At 30.2% G+C, this 16,706-nt stretch carries 15 protein-coding genes; 6 read left to right on the top strand and 9 right to left on the bottom strand.

The genetic code is table 11. From position 1 onward, the window contains the following. Positions 1-58: 58 nt before the first annotated feature. Positions 59-808: a uroporphyrinogen-III synthase gene (locus ACQ65T_RS04420; RefSeq protein WP_430401326.1), complete on the bottom strand. Its 750-nt coding sequence runs from the start codon at positions 806-808 to the stop codon at positions 59-61. A 24-nt stretch (positions 809-832) separates the two neighbouring features. Continuing rightward, positions 833-1,495, bottom strand: coding sequence for a DUF4271 domain-containing protein (locus tag ACQ65T_RS04425; RefSeq protein ID WP_430399888.1), 663 nt, complete (start codon positions 1,493-1,495; stop codon positions 833-835). Between the two features lie 108 nt (positions 1,496-1,603). Between ACQ65T_RS04425 and ACQ65T_RS04430 the strand changes: the two genes are divergently transcribed. The 3 genes from ACQ65T_RS04430 to ACQ65T_RS04440 are packed head-to-tail and all read left to right on the top strand — an operon-like array spanning position 1,604 to position 4,070. After that, positions 1,604-2,326 (top strand): polyprenol monophosphomannose synthase, encoded by a 723-nt coding sequence (locus ACQ65T_RS04430; protein WP_430399889.1) that lies wholly within the window; start codon positions 1,604-1,606, stop codon positions 2,324-2,326. After that, positions 2,326-3,669 carry a dihydroorotase gene (locus ACQ65T_RS04435; protein WP_430399890.1) on the top strand — a complete coding sequence of 448 codons (1,344 nt, stop codon included), beginning with the start codon at positions 2,326-2,328 and terminating at the stop codon, positions 3,667-3,669. The genes ACQ65T_RS04430 and ACQ65T_RS04435 overlap by 1 nt, the downstream gene beginning before the upstream one ends. Positions 3,670-3,671: 2 nt before the next feature. Then, positions 3,672-4,070 carry a DUF4296 domain-containing protein gene (locus tag ACQ65T_RS04440; RefSeq protein WP_430399891.1) on the top strand — a complete coding sequence of 133 codons (399 nt, stop codon included), beginning with the start codon at positions 3,672-3,674 and terminating at the stop codon, positions 4,068-4,070. Here ACQ65T_RS04440 and ACQ65T_RS04445 read toward each other — a convergent pair. Further along, positions 4,039-5,040, bottom strand: a complete 1,002-nt coding sequence (locus ACQ65T_RS04445; RefSeq protein ID WP_430399892.1) for an NAD-dependent epimerase/dehydratase family protein — start codon at positions 5,038-5,040, stop codon at positions 4,039-4,041. The genes ACQ65T_RS04440 and ACQ65T_RS04445 overlap by 32 nt on opposite strands. Before the next feature lie 106 nt (positions 5,041-5,146). On the opposite strand from ACQ65T_RS04445, the gene tyrS reads away from it, so the two are divergent. Further along, positions 5,147-6,454 carry a tyrosine--tRNA ligase gene (tyrS, locus tag ACQ65T_RS04450; protein WP_430399893.1) on the top strand — a complete coding sequence of 436 codons (1,308 nt, stop codon included), beginning with the start codon at positions 5,147-5,149 and terminating at the stop codon, positions 6,452-6,454. On the opposite strand, the gene ACQ65T_RS04455 is transcribed toward tyrS, so the two are convergent. The 5 genes from ACQ65T_RS04455 to ACQ65T_RS04475 all read right to left on the bottom strand — a co-directional run bounded on the left by ACQ65T_RS04455 (position 6,455) and on the right by ACQ65T_RS04475 (position 13,764). Further along, on the bottom strand, positions 6,455-7,435 hold the full coding sequence (locus ACQ65T_RS04455; RefSeq protein ID WP_430399894.1) for an acyl transferase: 981 nt from the start codon (positions 7,433-7,435) through the stop codon (positions 6,455-6,457). Positions 7,436-7,514: 79 nt separating this feature from the next. Then, positions 7,515-9,161: a T9SS type A sorting domain-containing protein gene (locus ACQ65T_RS04460; protein ID WP_430399895.1), complete on the bottom strand. Its 1,647-nt coding sequence runs from the start codon at positions 9,159-9,161 to the stop codon at positions 7,515-7,517. A gap of 106 nt (positions 9,162-9,267) precedes the next feature. Further along, positions 9,268-9,591 carry a T9SS type A sorting domain-containing protein gene (locus ACQ65T_RS04465; RefSeq protein ID WP_430399896.1) on the bottom strand — a complete coding sequence of 108 codons (324 nt, stop codon included), beginning with the start codon at positions 9,589-9,591 and terminating at the stop codon, positions 9,268-9,270. A gap of 109 nt (positions 9,592-9,700) precedes the next feature. Next, on the bottom strand, positions 9,701-10,852 hold the full coding sequence (locus ACQ65T_RS04470; RefSeq protein WP_430399897.1) for a hypothetical protein: 1,152 nt from the start codon (positions 10,850-10,852) through the stop codon (positions 9,701-9,703). A 143-nt stretch (positions 10,853-10,995) separates the two neighbouring features. Then, positions 10,996-13,764: a TonB-dependent receptor domain-containing protein gene (locus ACQ65T_RS04475; protein WP_430399898.1), complete on the bottom strand. Its 2,769-nt coding sequence runs from the start codon at positions 13,762-13,764 to the stop codon at positions 10,996-10,998. A gap of 178 nt (positions 13,765-13,942) precedes the next feature. On the opposite strand from ACQ65T_RS04475, the gene ACQ65T_RS04480 reads away from it, so the two are divergent. Together ACQ65T_RS04480 and ACQ65T_RS04485 are read left to right on the top strand one after the other, a co-directional pair. Continuing rightward, positions 13,943-14,626, top strand: coding sequence for a response regulator transcription factor (locus ACQ65T_RS04480; protein ID WP_430399899.1), 684 nt, complete (start codon positions 13,943-13,945; stop codon positions 14,624-14,626). Beyond that, on the top strand, positions 14,626-15,669 hold the full coding sequence (locus ACQ65T_RS04485; protein ID WP_430399900.1) for a sensor histidine kinase: 1,044 nt from the start codon (positions 14,626-14,628) through the stop codon (positions 15,667-15,669). Before ACQ65T_RS04480 ends, ACQ65T_RS04485 begins: the two co-directional genes overlap by 1 nt. On the opposite strand, the gene ACQ65T_RS04490 is transcribed toward ACQ65T_RS04485, so the two are convergent. Next, positions 15,652-16,695 (bottom strand): glycosyltransferase, encoded by a 1,044-nt coding sequence (locus ACQ65T_RS04490; protein ID WP_430399901.1) that lies wholly within the window; start codon positions 16,693-16,695, stop codon positions 15,652-15,654. The two genes, ACQ65T_RS04485 and ACQ65T_RS04490, sit on opposite strands and share 18 nt — an antisense overlap. Positions 16,696-16,706: the final 11 nt, after the last annotated feature.

Genomic DNA, 16,706 nt, shown 5'->3' on the forward strand with positions numbered 1-16,706 from the left:
ACAAATAAAAAAAGCTCTGTATTGCAGAGCTTTTTTTATTTTGTATATTTTAAAAAGGTTATTTTCCTTTATTTACTTCTAAAATGTATTTTTCTAAAGCACCAGTCATTGAAGGTGTGCCAGGAGATGGCGCCATGATATCAACTCTTAATCCGCTATCTAGTGCTTCTTTTTGAGTTGTTGATCCAAAAACTGCAATTCTTGTATTGTTTTGCTCAAAATCAGGAAAGTTCTTCCATAATGACTTTATTCCCGAAGGGCTGAAAAACGCTAAAATGTCATAATAAACATCTTTTAAGTCAGATAAATCACTAACTACAGTTTTGTAAAATACTCCTTCTGTCCAATTAACTTTTAATTCATTTAAAGTAGATGGTACATCTGCATTTAACTGATCTGAGGCAACTAATAAAAATGCCTCGTCTTTGTATTTTTTTATGAGTGGAGCTAAATCAATAAAATCTTTTTGGCCTACATATATTTTTCTTTTTCTGTAAACAACATAACGCTGTAAATAAAAAGCAACAGCTTCTGATTGGCAAAAATATTTTAGGTCTTCAGGGATTTTATATCTCATTTCTTCAGCAACTCTAAAAAAATGGTCTACTGAATTTCTACTTGTTAATATTATTGCAGAAAACTTACTTAAATCTATTTTTTGTGCTCTTACTTCTTTTGCAGAAATTCCTTCTACATGAATAAACGTTCTAAAGTCAACTTTAACCTTCAGTTTGTTTTGAAGCTCAAAATAAGGAGAATTTTCTACTTTAGGCTCTGGTTGTGAAACTAGAATTGTTTTCACTTTCAAATTTGACATATTCTTCTTCTTCCTTTAGTTTTTTATAATCCATTTGTACATGAAATAGTATGGTGCTATTTCAAGAGTGCAAAGATATAAAATAAAATAAAACAATTTGCCTACAATTGCATTTTGATAAATTTTTAATGTAATAAAATATGTTATCACATTAATACCTATTAAAATCAGCAATAATGACAGATAAATCCAGTTTTCGTTAAAAGAATTGTAATATAAAACTAAGTTTATAGGTAATAATAATACGCCAAAATATGTTCTATAGCTTACTTTTAGCAAATTAAATTGGTCTACAAACTTCTCAATTTTAAAAGTTGTGGCTATAATTTTTTCGATTAAGTATTTTGAAAGTATGAATACGCCTAAAAAAGTTATGATTTGAATAAAAATAATGATGTTTTCTTTTGTAGAATATTTGTAATGACTCAATAGTAATAAAATAAAAAAAGAAAAAGAAATTAATTGAACTAGAAACATAGATATAGTAAAACCACTATTCATGTTGTTGCTATCTTTATAAATCTTAGTGTATTTGTCAGAAATTCCTAATCGCATGAACTCTATAAATCTTACCTGAAAAACAGACTTGTTTAATGCAATAATAAAGATACTTAAGGCGAATAATATAGTCGCCCAATCGGTATAGTTTAAAATTCTTTCTTGGTAATTTATTTCCATAATAATGAGGTAAAATTACAAAAAATCTATTCATTACTATTATTATAATTTTATTAAGATATAAACCGCCTAAAAAGTTTATTTTTGTGTCACTTAAATTTTTAAAAAATGTCAAAAGGGATAGTTGTAATTCCAACATATAATGAAATTGAAAATATCGTAGCGATAATAAACGCTGTCTTTTTGTTAAAGACTGATTTTCATATTCTTATTGTTGATGATAATTCTCCTGATGGTACATCTTTAAAAGTAGTTGAATTACAAAAACAATTTGAGAATAAGCTTTTTATTGAGATTCGTTCCAAAAAATCTGGCTTAGGAACCGCTTATGTTCACGGATTTAAATGGGCATTAGAAAGAGATTATGAATATATTTTTGAAATGGATGCCGATTTTTCTCATAATCCTAAAGATTTAGTGAAACTATATAAAGCATGTGTAGATGGTGCCGATGTTGCAATTGGATCAAGGTATTCTACAGGGGTAAATGTTGTGAACTGGCCCTTAAGCAGAGTTTTATTGTCTTATTTTGCTTCAGTTTATGTAAAATTAATTACAGGTATGAAAATTCATGATGCCACCGCTGGTTTTATTTGTTATAGGAGAATTGTTCTAGAAACAATTAAACTAGATAAAATAAAATTTATTGGATATGCGTTTCAAATAGAAATGAAATATAGAGCTTTTATCCGAAAGTTTAATATTGTTGAAGTGCCTATTATTTTTACTGATAGAACAAAAGGACAGTCTAAAATGAGTGGTTCAATTATAAGAGAAGCTGTTTTTGGAGTTATACTATTAAGAATAAAAAAAATATTTAATACAATATAATGAGTAAGTTTTTAATCAAGAATGCGAAAATTGTAAATGAAGGAGTGATTTTTGAAGGTGATGTGTTAATTGAAAATGAATACATTAAAGAAATTGCCGAATCAATTAGTTTAAAATCATCAGATGTTACTGTTATTGATGCTGAAGGGAATTATCTTGTGCCTGGTGTAATTGATGATCAGGTTCATTTTAGAGAACCTGGCTTAACGCATAAAGGGAATATCGAATCAGAAAGCCGTGCGGCTGTTGCAGGTGGGATTACAAGCTTTATAGAGCAACCTAATACAGTTCCAAATGCGGTTACACAAGAGTTGCTAGAAGATAAATACATAATTGCTAGTGAAACTTCGTATGCCAACTATTCTTTTATGATGGGAGGAACAAATGATAATTTAGAAGAAATCTTAAAAACGAATCCTCGAAATGTTGCAGGTGTAAAGTTGTTTTTAGGTTCTTCGACTGGTAATATGTTGGTTGATAATCAAGAAGTTTTAGAAAAAATTTTTTCTTCTACAAAAATGCTAATTGCTGTTCATTGTGAAGATGAAGGAACTATTAAGGCAAATTTAGAAAAGTATAAAGAAGAATTTGGTGATGATATTCCTATGAACAAACATCATTTGATAAGAAGTGAAGAGGCTTGTTATATTTCTTCATCAAAAGCAATAGAGTTGGCTAAAAAAACCGGAGCAAGATTACATGTTTTTCATTTGTCAACAGCAAAAGAAATGGAACTGTTTACAAATAAAATCCCATTAGAGGAAAAACAAATTACCGCTGAAGTATGTTTGCATCACCTTTGGTTTACAGATAAAGACTATGATACTAAAGGTGCTTTTATAAAATGGAACCCTGCGGTAAAAACAGAAGCTGATAAAAATGCTCTTTGGAAAGCATTACTTAATGACACAATTGATGTAATTGCAACAGATCATGCGCCTCATACAATAGAGGAAAAACAAAACAAATATTTAGATTGTCCTTCTGGCGGTCCACTAGTTCAACATGCTTTAGTAGCTATGTTTGAAAACCATTTAAACGGAAAAATTTCAGTTGAAAAGTTAGTTGAAAAAATGTGTCATAATCCAGCTAAGATTTTTAAAATTGAAAAGAGAGGGTTTTTAAAAGAAGGATATTTTGCAGATTTAGTTATTGTTAATACTCATCAACCTTGGGTCGTAAATAAAGACAATATTTTATATAAGTGTGGGTGGTCGCCATTTGAAGGAACTAATTTTAAGTCAAGAGTTATGCATACTTTCGTAAATGGTAATTTAGTTTATACAAATGGAAAAGTAAAAAACTTAAAAGCTGGAAAAAGATTGCTTTTTGAAAGAGAATAATTATGAGAAAAATACTTTGTTCATTAATTCTGTTATCATTGCTCGGATGTAATAAAAACCCTGTTCCTACTCCAGACAATTTACTTGGAGAAGATGTAATGGTTGATATCTTATATGATATTGCATTGTTGCAAGCAGCTGATGGATATGTGCCAGAGAAATTGGCTTCAAATAATATAAAAACAAATAGTTTTATTTATGAGAAGTACAAAATAGATAGCCTTACTTATTATCAAAATCATAAATATTATGCAGCTGATATAAAGTTATATAATAAGATGTACAAAAAAGTAATTGATAGAATTGAACAAAAAACAAAAAACTTAGAAAACGTTACAACCAAAAGTGAAAAAGTGGGTGACGATGAGTCTAAGGCTGTTTATATTCCAGTACAAGATTAATTAAATAATCTTCCATATTGGTATATGAATAATTTAGGTCATTAATGGTTTTGGAGTTTTCGTAAACATCAATACTGTGAGAAGAAATTGCTGTTGCTCTTGTAAATTTCCTTTTCCTAAAAGTAATTTTTGAAACTAGCCAATCAACTCTCCAACTTAAACTTGTAAGCCATTTATTTGCATATATGCTTGGTGGTTTTACATCTAACCCCTTTGCAATCATTTTTAAAAGTGAATTAAAGCTTGTGTTTTCGCTAACTACTGTAAATCGCTCGCCATTTGTATCACTATTCATTAATAAAGTCATGCAGTTAACTACATCTTCAACAGCAACAATTCCAGTTTTCCCTTTAGTGTAAAAAGGAAGTCCTTTTTTTACTTTTCCGATAATTAATCCACTTCCTTGATAAGGGAAACCATAACCGAAAATAACACCTGGATTAACAATTACTGCTTTAACTCCTTCTTGATGAGCTCTCCAAACTTCAGTTTCAGCTCCAAATTTTGAAATAGCATAATCACCATGAAGTTTTTCAGGATTCCATTCTGTTTCTTCAGTAATTGAATACTCGTTCTCTTTGGTATCTCCAAGAGCTGCAATTGAACTCACATGGCAAATTTTCTTTATGCCAAAATCAATGCAACAGTTCACAACATTGGCTGTTCCTTCAATATTGGTTTTTCTAAGCAGTTCTTCATCATTTGGGTCAAACGAAATTAAAGCAGCACAATGATAAACATTTGTAACATTTTCAAAAGCAATGTTTAAAGAAGGAATGTCATTTATATCACCTTTTATCCAATGAATTTTATCAAATAATTGGATGCTATTTTTATATTTAAAAACGTTTTTAACCGCTTCAATATTTTTTTCATTTCTATATAATGCTTTTACTTTCTTTTCTTCTTGAAGTAATTTTACAAGTAAATGTGAACCTACTAAACCTGTTGCTCCTGTTACTAATATCATTTCGTAAAGATAAATAGATTTTTAATTAAAATTTAAAATTGACATTGAATTTGCTTATTGTCATTGCTATTGTATTTCTTATCTTTGTCGAAATTTAATAATAGAAATGAAAAATTTAATTGAAGAATTACAATGGAGAGGACTCGTGCATGATATTATGCCAGGTACAGAAGAACAACTATTAAAAGAGCCAACAGCTGTTTATATAGGTTTTGATCCAACTTCAGACTCATTACATATTGGTAGTTTAGTGCCAATTATATTATTAAAACACATTAGAAATTATGGACATAGACCAATCGCTTTAGTTGGTGGTGCAACAGGTATGATAGGAGATCCTTCTGGAAAATCTAATGAAAGAAACTTACTAGATGAAACTACTCTTAATCATAATGTAGATGGGATTAAAGAGGTTCTTTCTAAATTTTTAGATTTTGAAGCTACTGATGCTATGGCACCTATGTTAGTTAATAATTACGATTGGATGAAAAACTTTTCATTCATTGATTTTGCGCGTGAAGTTGGTAAAAGAATTACAGTTAATTACATGATGGCAAAAGATTCTGTAAAAAAGCGTTTAAGTGGTGAAGAAGGTGGAGAAGGAATGAGTTTTACTGAGTTTACGTACCAATTAATTCAAGGTTACGATTTTTATCATTTGAATAAAGAATATAATTGTTTACTTCAAATGGGAGGAAGCGACCAATGGGGAAACATCACAACAGGAACGGAATTAGTCCGTAGAATGAATGTAGACAATGAAGAGCGTTCGAAAGCTTACGCAATGACTTGTCCATTAATTACAAAAGCAGACGGTTCTAAGTTTGGAAAATCTGAAGGTGGAAATATTTGGTTAAGTGCCGATAAAACATCACCATATAAATTTTACCAATTTTGGTTGAATACTTCAGATGTTGATGCTGAGAAATACATTAAAATTTTCACGTTTTTAGATAAAGCAACAATTGATGCTTTAATTGCCGAACACACTGAAGCGCCACATTTAAGAGTTTTGCAAAAGCGATTAGCAGAAGAGGTTATGATTTTGGTGCATTCTCAAGATGATTTAGATAGAGCTATATTTTCATCAGGTGCATTTTTTAGTAAAGACATGTCTGATTTGAGAACATTGTCTGTTAAAGAATTGGAAGATGTTTTTGAAGGTATTCCTGTTGCTGAAGTTTCAAAATCAGATATTGAAGCGGGAATAGACATAATCGCTTTCTTAAATGAAAAAACAGGTTTTTTAGCTTCTAATGGAGAGGTTAGAAGGGCTTTGAAAGAAAACTCTATTTCTATCAATAAAGAGAAAATTGCTGAAGAATATACAGTTTCAACTAAAGATTTAGTAAGTGATGAGTTTATTCTTTTACAAAGAGGAAAGAAAAATTATTTTGTAGTTAGAGTAAAGTAATTATAAAACCATTAAGTTACAACCACGTATGTCAGAATTATCAAAACGTCCCAGCACTTCGAAAGAATGGTTGGGATTTTTTTTACCTAAATCTTGTGTAGCAATAAACGAACAAGAATTAATGTTTGCTAGGTCAATAACGTTAATTCCGCCTGTTTTTCCTTCTTTTACATAGGTTAATGCATCTTCAGTGTCTCTAATAAGAATTTGCATCCAATTTGGACATTCAAATACTCCATTTCCTAGAGAATAAGCTTGCGATAATAATTCGGTCATTCCGTATTCAGAATGAATAACAGGAACGCCAAAATCGTTGCAAAGAATTTCATGCAATTCTTCACGAATCATTTCTTTTCTTTTTCCTTTCATGCCTCCGGTTTCCATAATAATTGTGTTTTTCAATTGAAACTTATGTATTTCAATCAAATCTAATAAAGCATAAGTCACACCAATCAAAATTACATTTTGTCCTGAATTATCAAGTTCAATTAACTTTGAGATAAGCTCATCATAATTATTCAAATAAAAACCACTGTCTTTATGGTTACAGCTTTGAATCAAATCTTCTACCATATAGATCAAAGATGAACCTTCTCGATCTAAGTAAGATGGAAGCAAGGCTAAAACACAATAATCTTCAATATTGCCATAGAATTCAGAAAATGCGTTTCTGTAGCTTTGCTCATATAAAGAAATATCAGTTACAAAATGTTTACTGGTTTGCATTCCAGTTGTTCCGCTACTTGTAAATGTTATTTGAATAGTTTCTGAGGAACTTAATACTTCATGACTTTTAAAAAATTGAATGGGTAAAAAGGGTATTTCTATTAATGATTTTACGTTTTCTTTATTCTTATTTAAAAGAGTACAAAATTTTTGATATACTAAATTATGATCAAATTGAAATCGGAAAACCTTTAGGGCGATTTTCTCAAATTCCTTTTTAGTTGAAATGGTAAATATATCGTTAGAATTAATCAAACTATTTTTTTACAAAGCTATAAAATAAAAAAGCACTAACTAAATGTTAGTGCTTTCTTTGTGTTTTATTTTTTTAGAATTATTTAACTACTAATTTTCTAGTAGCTGTTTTTCCTTCTTCAGTAACTTTAACGATATAAATTCCTTGATTTAAATTTGAAATATTTAAAGCGTTATTTAATACTTTAGAATTAATAATTTGTTTTCCTAAAACGTCAAATACTTGAATGTCTAATTCGGCATTTGCAGAAGTAGTAAAATATAATGTGTTTCCATTAGATGGATTAGGATACATTGTTAATCCGTCAATTGCGTTGAAAGCTCTTGTTTCTAAAGGCATATCAACCACATTACGAGCTACAACTTGAGCTGTTCCATTAAATTCAGCTACTAATACTACTATATTTTGTGCTCCAACAGGAACAGTTAGTCCAATATAATTTGCTTCTGCAAACATAGTTCTAAAAGCAATATCTGAACCATCATTAAGATTAAAATTGCTATTTGTTGTAAAAGTAAGCATGCCATCTGCAGTTGTAAATGATGCGGCATTTATTTGAACTAATTCACTTTCATAAGTTTCAATACTTGCTGTAATATCAGCGGCTGTAACTACTTGAGGAGTAATTGTATTACTTGTTGATGAAGAAGTTATGTCTTCAATTGGTAATAATTGTAATACGCCATTAAATAATGATGTTTGACCTTTTAATCCTGTCATCCCATCACCAATTCCAAATGTATTTGTGATAACATTAGTATTGTCATCAATTAAAATAGCACCAGTAGCATCCTGAATGTATTTTTGATTTCTCGTAGTTCTAGCATAAGTTACTATAGCTTCTCCAGTAATTTCATAAAATTTACCAGCTCCATTTGCTATAACATCATTTCTTACATCTGCGATTGTTGCCATTGTGTTAAGAGCGACAACTTCGAAATTTACTGTAGCATTAGCAGCGGGAGCTATAGGTGTGTGTGAATCATCAACCAACTCAACATAAACCGTGTGAGGGCCTACAGACAATCCTGTTAAAGAAATTGGAGTAGTGTCATATTTCATAACTGTTCCACCAGCATCAACAGTATAATGTATGTGTCCATCTCCCATTCCTGCAGTAGCAACTGCAAAATTTTGAACACTTAATGTAACGTCAACATCTGTGTTTAATGTTGTTGACCCTTCAATAGGACTAACAATTGCAATGCTAGGAGCTGATTGCGCTACAAATGAAAAATTATCAATATACATTACCGATTGATTACCATTACCAGCCCAATTTGCAGCAGTGTCATAAAACCTTAAGCCAATTGTTACAGGTCCAGTTGCACCAGCAACAAAAGTATAAGTTAAAGTCTGCCATTGGTTAAGCATTGTGTCGTCAGAATAAGGGCCATCGAAAACATTGTTGATAACCATTCTAGCTCTTGAAGCATTGTCTAACTGATAAACATCAACCGATACGTCATAAGTTACACCTGCAACTACGTTTATAGTTTGTTGAAAATCTGTGTTTCCTTGAGTCTGAGTAGTAACCGTTATTTTAGCAGATTTAGCTCCGCCATTAAAAATTACCGATTCTTCTTCTACTATTGTACCTGCTTCAGATGTCCAAGTGTCTAATACACCAACGGTCCAACTTTCAAAGTCTCCATTAACAGCAAGATTTTGCCCAAAAGACAAAGTTGAAATGAATAATAAAGTTAAAATGTAAAGTTTTTTCATTTTTTTGTTTTTTTAAATATTGTACAAAGATAATAATATTTCATTATGCGTGCATAACGAGATTGTTATTTAATGGTTAATTTTAGATTTTGGGGTATGTCTTTAATTAATTGACAATTAGTTTTCTTGTTGCTGAATTATCACCTTCTTTAATTTTTATTATGTAAATTCCTGCTGTAAGGTTAGAAATATTAACTTCTTTGTTTGAAGTTGTTGTTTCTAAGACCTTTTTGCCTAATACATCAAAAATTTCAATTTTTTTATCTAGTGAAGATTTAGAGGTAACATATATTTTTCCAGAATTAACAGGGTTAGGATAAATAGTTAACCCCTCAATAGTAGGTTCCTGCGATTTATTTACTTGAGAATGTCCCTCAAAAGCAAATAAAACTGAAAAAATTAAAATAGTATAAAAGTATTTTTTTATCATTCGCATAGTTATATAGTGTAAAGATAAGAATTTTTTATATATAAATACAAAAATGATACCATAAAAAAACCCTAACGAATTAGGGTTTTTATTTTTATTTTTCAGCTAATTATAAACCGGCTGTCCAACCTGTCGCCCATGACGGATTTGAACCACTGTTTCCAGCTCCTGTATTTGAATCTACTGTTAAATAAGTTGTATTTGCTCCTGCATATTCTGATTGAGTTGTAACAGAACCTCCAAAATAAATAGGGTTAAAAGTTATATTTCCATTATCAACATTTGAATTTGCATTTGGATCATCTGTTGTGTTTTTAATTTTTAAACCTTTTGTGAAGCCATCAATGTAGATGTTTTGGCAATCCCACATTCCTGCACCTTCTTTTAAGTACATTCCATGCTCTGAACCAGCTAAAGCTCCTTTTAAAATTGTAAAGTTTTTTAAAGTTACATTTGTAGTTGGAGTGGCAGCTCCATTATCCCCGTTGTTTGAACCTTCTACACCAGCTTTTGCTACGTCTTTAATAAAAACATTTTCAAGAGTTCCAGAATATCCATCAGCGAAATCTATTGCATCATCTTCACTATGTAATGCGATTAAATATTTAGCATTTACTGCTCCACCAAAAAATTCGATACCATCATCACCACTTTTGTATGCTTGAATGTATTCAAATACTGTTCCTGAACCTACACCAAATAATGATACTCCATTAAATTCTTTATCACCGTTAAAAGCAGCACCTGTATATTCTACTCTTAAATAACGAATAACTCCTGAACTATCTGTGTTTTCAGTTCCTCCGTAAGTTAAATCACCTACTTCAGAAGTTGCAGTTTGACCTGTAGACCCACCTTTGTTAGTGTTTGCTTTACCACAAATTACTAAACCTCCCCAGTCTCCTGTTGCAGGTGCAGCATTTCCAGAAGTCATAACAACTGGGTTTGTAGATGTTCCATTTACGTATAATAAACCATCTTGTGCAACTGCAATATAAGAAGAAGTTCCTCCAGTAGCTTCAATTCTTGTACCTGCAGGAATTGTTAAAGTAGCTCCTCCTCTTACAATGAATGAACCAGTTAAGTTGTAAACTAGATTTGGATTTAAAGTTGCAGATTGTCCACTTAATAATTCTCCTTTGAAATCAGCAGCATTAATAGTTACTGATCCTCCATTGTTATTTGAATTGTCATCATCTCTTGAACAAGAAGTAAAGGTAATAGCTGCAATTGCTAGTGTTGATAAAAATAAATTTTTCATTGTTTTATGTTGTTTAATTTTATAATGCAAATATAGATTTGAAGTTTGAAATAAGTTTTAAGCTAATGTTAACCAATTATTAAAAAAAAGAGCAATTTCAGTTGAAATTGCTCTTAAATATTTACAGAATGTTAACAAGTTGTTTAGAATGAGTATTTCATAGATAAACTAAAGTTTCTTCCTTTTTTGTAAGAGTCAACTACTACATTTTGAATATCTTGTTTTCTTTCAATAGTTGGATCGGTTAAGTTTCTTGCACTAAACCCAAACCCAATATTCTTGTTGAATTTAAATTTTAATATGAAATCAACAGCTACTACTTCACTATCTACTAGATCTCCTTTTCCAGTTACGCCTAACGCAGCAATTCTGTCAGAAAAATACGAGCCAGATAAAGTTGCGGTTAAAGATTTTTCTTTTGAGAAGTCTTTATTAAAACTCATATCTGCATTTATTAATAAATCTGACGCTCCTGTTAATCTTGAGTCATTATTTGTAAAAGCTACACCTAGTCCATCGGTTTCTCTGCTTACTTTTTCAGAATCCAAATCTTGTGTTGTATGTAAGTATGAAATATTTAATCCAGAAGATAAATTTGTGTTCTTATTTGTGCTAAAATTTTCTCTTGCTATTAAATTTTTTCTTATTTCAAGCTCACCTCCTATTCCAATTGCTTTTTCACCAGAGTTTACCCAAGAAATGTCATTTGTTGCAGATGCAATAGTAACTTCGTTAATTGGATTTTGAATGTATTTACCAAAACCTGTTAAAGATATAACTTCTCCATTTTTAGGGAAATATTCCCATTTTAAATCAAAATTATAATCTGTTGAGTTGTATAAACTTGGGTTACCAATATAAGATTGTCCAACTTCTTCAAATAAGAAAGGTGCTCTTTCTTTAAATTGTGGCAAGGTATAAGTTTTACTTGCAGCAAGTTTTAAATTTTGCTTTTCTGTTAACTCATATTTTGCTGATAAAGAAGGAAGATATTCCATTGTGTCAAATAACGTTTTTCCTTGTTTTAACGACGTGTCATAAAAAATATCTTGAATTATAAACTCAGAACGGAATGCAGCAATTACATATAATTTTGGAGTAAACTGGTATTCAATTGCCCCAAAACCAGCTGAAATTATTTGTTGTCCATTAAAGTTTTGTGGATCTAAAGCGTTTGGAGAGGATAAGCCACCTCTAAAAGTTCTTAAGGTAAATAATCCTGCATTAAAATTATTTTGATTAAAATAACCGTCAATGTTATTTAAATCTATATTAGGTTGAGTAATAGTTCTGCTTATTCCAATGTTTATTTGAGTTGCATCAAAATTAATTTCTTTATAACGTGCACTATATCCTGCAATGAATTTCCCTTTATAGGAACTATCATCATTTTTTCCAAATTTGTATGAAAGTGTAAAGTTTCCTGCAACTTCATCATCTGTCATGTCTTGATAGAATCTATGATTATCAGATTGATTTAAGTCTGAAGGAATTAGGGGAGATGATGGATCGCTTTGGTCGCTTGGAGTAAAAGTGTTTTGCATACGATCTGGCACTACATTAGATAACATATTATAAGAAAGTCCCCAATCAAAAGTTGTTCTTTCTCCAAATTTATGTTCACCTAATAATTGATTTACTAATAATGCAGTTCTATCGAATGTTGAACGACGGATAAAACCACCTCCTTCAGTAGCGTTGTCAAAAATATCTAAAACCCCTGTGAACTCTTCGTGTTTTTGAGAAGAAGAGTTGATGAACATTGAGTTAATTCTTAAATTATGGTTGTTATTAATTTTGTAATTAATGTTAGCCATTAAGTTAGAATTTGTTGCGTAGTCATAAGATTTTCTATATAAATCTTTTTTGGCAATTCCTTGACTTGCTTCAACTCCACCTCTTCGTATACCTTCTTTGTAAGTGTAGCCATTGTCAAAAGAAGCATTTAAAAAGAAACTTAATTTGCTTGTTTCTCCAAAACTAAAAGAATCACCACCTCTTAAGTACATTGAACTGTTTACTGGTGTTTGACCTTGTTTGTCCCAACTTGTATTAAAATTATATGAAGCTAAAGGATTACTTGGTATTCCTTCATTGCTAAATCCGTGAAAATTTGGACCATCTTGTAGGTAAAATTTATTTTGTGTAATTGCATTAGAATTTATTCCCATTCCAGTTCCTAATTCAACTATTCCACTCCCTTTATAATTTTTAGAAACAATATCAACATTTGCTCCAGCAAAATCACCATAATTTCTATAATTATATGTTTTGTCGATACCTATATATTCTACAATATCAGTAGAAAAAATATCTAAAGAGATGTTTTTGTTTGACGGATTGTTAGAGGGTAGAGGTAGACCATTCATTGTAGTTGAATTATAACGGTCTCCTAATCCTCTTACAAAAATACTGCTAGATCCTTCTTGTTTAGAAATACCTGTTGTTTTTGCAACTGCGGCTGCAACATCGCTAATACCTTTTTTCGAAATCTCTTCTGCTCCAATTGCTTGTTTGATTTCAACTGACTTTTGTTGTTCATTTAATAAAGCTGACTCACTTTCTTTAGTAATTGAATGTACAACAACAACATCTTCTAATTGCACACCACTTGCTTCAAGAGTATGATTAATTGTTACAGTTTGATTTGCTTTAATAGTAATTGGAAACTCTTTTGTTTCGTAACCTAAATAATTTATAATTAAAGTGTAGTTTCCAGGTTTAAGAGAAATTGAATATTTTCCAAAATCATCTGTTGAAGTACCTATAGTAGTTCCTTTGATAAGAACGTTTGCAAAAACTAATGGTTCATTGTCGTATTCTTTGTCTAAAATTGTTCCAGCAACTCTTCCGTTTTGTGAAAAACCAATAAGACTAAATAATAAAAATAAAAGTAACGAATTAAATTTCATGTTGTGTGTTCTAATTTGGGTGCAAAGAAACTGCTATAAAATTAATAGACTGTTAACCACGTGTTATGCTTTTATTTATATTATGTTATCATATGGTTAAGACATTAAATAATTGTTAAGTGAATTGTTTAGTTATTATTTGTTTTATCTTTACTAAATTAAATCTTAATTTAAAGAAATGAATAATCAGGATATTACTATTTTATTGGTCGATGATGAGTCAGATATTTTGGAAATTGTAGGTTATAATTTATCTCAAGAAGGATATAAAATAGTTACTGCTTCAAATGGTCGGGAAGCAATTCAAGTAGCAAAGACAGAATTGCCTCAATTGATAATTATGGATGTAATGATGCCTGAAATGGACGGTATTGAAGCTTGTGAGAAAATTAGACAGTTTCCTGAATTGCAAAACACAATAATTACATTTTTAACCGCTCGATCGGAAGATTATTCTCAAATGGCAGGGTTTGATGCTGGCGCTGATGATTATATTCCTAAACCTATAAAACCAAGAATCTTAGTAAGTAAAGTAAAGGCCTTGTTGAGAAGAGTTAAGGATTTTGTTGAATCTTCGGATGTCTTAAATGTCGGTGGTATTGAAATAAACAGAGAAGAATATAAAATTGTTAAAGAAGGTAAAGAAATAATTTTGCCAAGAAAAGAGTTTGAACTGTTTTATTTATTAGCCTCTAAGCCAGGAAAAGTATTTACCAGAGAAGAAATCTTAGATAAAGTTTGGGGAAATGAAGTAGTAGTAGGAGGAAGAACTATAGATGTGCATATTAGAAAATTAAGAGAAAAAATTGGCGACGAATTTTTTAAAACGATTAAAGGTGTCGGTTATAAAATTGAGTTTTAATGAGTTTTAATTTTAAAAAATCATACAAGTTTGCAATAAAGTCCTCTATTTACATTTCTCTTTTTGTAATGGCTTTGTTGTTTTTGTTCAATTATTTTTTAATCCACACAAATTATTTTTATTTATTAATAATTGTACTTTTTGTACTCTTGTTTTCTTTTCTTGTTTTACAATTCAGGGTTGAAAAATTCATTTATAGAAGAGTAAAAAAAATATACGATGATGTTTCTTTACTTGAAAACAGTTCTTTTAAAAACCAACCTATAACAACCGACTTTAAAACACTATCTCAAGAAGTTCAAAAATTTGCAAGAGATAAAAAACTTGAAATTGAAACTTTAAAGATTAGGGAAGAATATAGAAGAGAATTTTTAGGAAACGTTTCTCATGAATTAAAAACCCCTTTATTTACCGTTCAAGGTTATCTGTCAACACTTTTAGACGGAGCAATGTATGATAAAAACATTCAAGAAAAATACTTACAAAGAGCTGAGAAAGGGGTTGAGCGATTAATTTATATCGTTAAAGATTTAGATTTAATTACTAAATTAGAAATAGGAGAAATTCATCTTGAAAAAACTGAATTTGATATTGTTACTCTTGTCCAAAATGTTTTTGAATTACTGGAGATGAAAGCTGCTAAAAAAGACATTTCGTTGACTTTTGATACAAAGTACTCTGAACCAATTATAGTATATGCCGATCAAGAAAAAATTCAGCAAGTGGTAACTAATTTAGTTGTAAATTCAATTAAGTACGGAAAAAAAAGAGGGACTACAGAAGTAGGGATAGAAAATTTAGTAAATAATAAAGTTATTGTAAGAATAACAGATAATGGAGAAGGAATTGAAAAAAAACACATTTCAAGGCTTTTTGAACGTTTTTACAGAGTTGATAAAAGTGGAGCTAGAAGTGAAGGTGGCTCTGGTTTAGGGTTAGCAATAGTAAAACACATTATTGAAGGGCATAATGAAAAAATCTATATTGAAAGTGAGTTTGGAGTTGGTTCTGAATTTTCTTTTACTTTAGAAAAGGCCAAATAATTGCTCCCAATTAATTTTTTCGTTATTGCTAGAAAAGCCTTTGTATAAATCAATTTTATTTAGTTTTTCTATTTTAAAATTTTCTTGTTTGCAAGAAGGAATAATACCTTCTTTTTTAAATTTATTTGCCAAATATTCCTGTTCGTATTGTCCTGGAGTAGGTATAAAAAATGCCTTTTTATTCAGTTTTGCCAAATCCATAACGGTAGTGTATCCAGAGCGACAAAGAATAAAATTACTTTCATTAAAAGCAGTTTCAATTTCATGGCTCTCCATAAAGTTATAATAGGTAATATTACCAATCTGTTCTATGGTTTGCTCTTTTTGGACAACACCCTTTATAAAAACAACATTACCTTTATAATTCTTTAGTTCCGAAATTATTTTATCTTCTAAAATGGTTCGTTGAGGTTCTGGTCCAGATAGTAGAACCATCAAATCATAAACAGTTTGTGTAGTTTTCTTGGACAATCTACTTAATGGTCCAATGTATTTTACATTTTTAATTTTCTCTGAAGTATGACCTAGTTTTCCCGATAAATTTGGACTGTTTTCAACATCAGGAACCCAACATTCATTAAATTTTTGAATATATCTTTTGTGTAATTTTGTTGTTAACCATGATGTGCTTCCGGTTAAAACATTTAATTGATGTGTAATAAACACAGAGGGTAATTCATTTGAATAAACGCCTAATCGGTTGTCAGAAATTATGCCGTCAAAATGATAAGCATTTATAATTTTTGCGACTATTTTTTGTTCTTTTCGAACTGCTGAAATTATTTTAGGAATTTGGATAAACATTTTCCATTTAAAATTTTTTCCATTTACTGCATATTGAATATCATAAGAAGGTAATTCAAATGAAATGAGCTTTGGAAACTCTTTTTTTAATAACTCTAAAGCAACACCATCAGATGCTATTACGGGTTCAAATCCATTGTCAATTAACCCATTTATAATAGGGATACATCTTGTGGCATGACCTAATCCCCAGTTTAGGGGTGCTACTAGAATTTTTTTCATTTTTATTATGT

The organism is Flavobacterium sp., from assembly GCF_965284515.1.
GTDB lineage: Bacteria > Bacteroidota > Bacteroidia > Flavobacteriales > Flavobacteriaceae > Flavobacterium.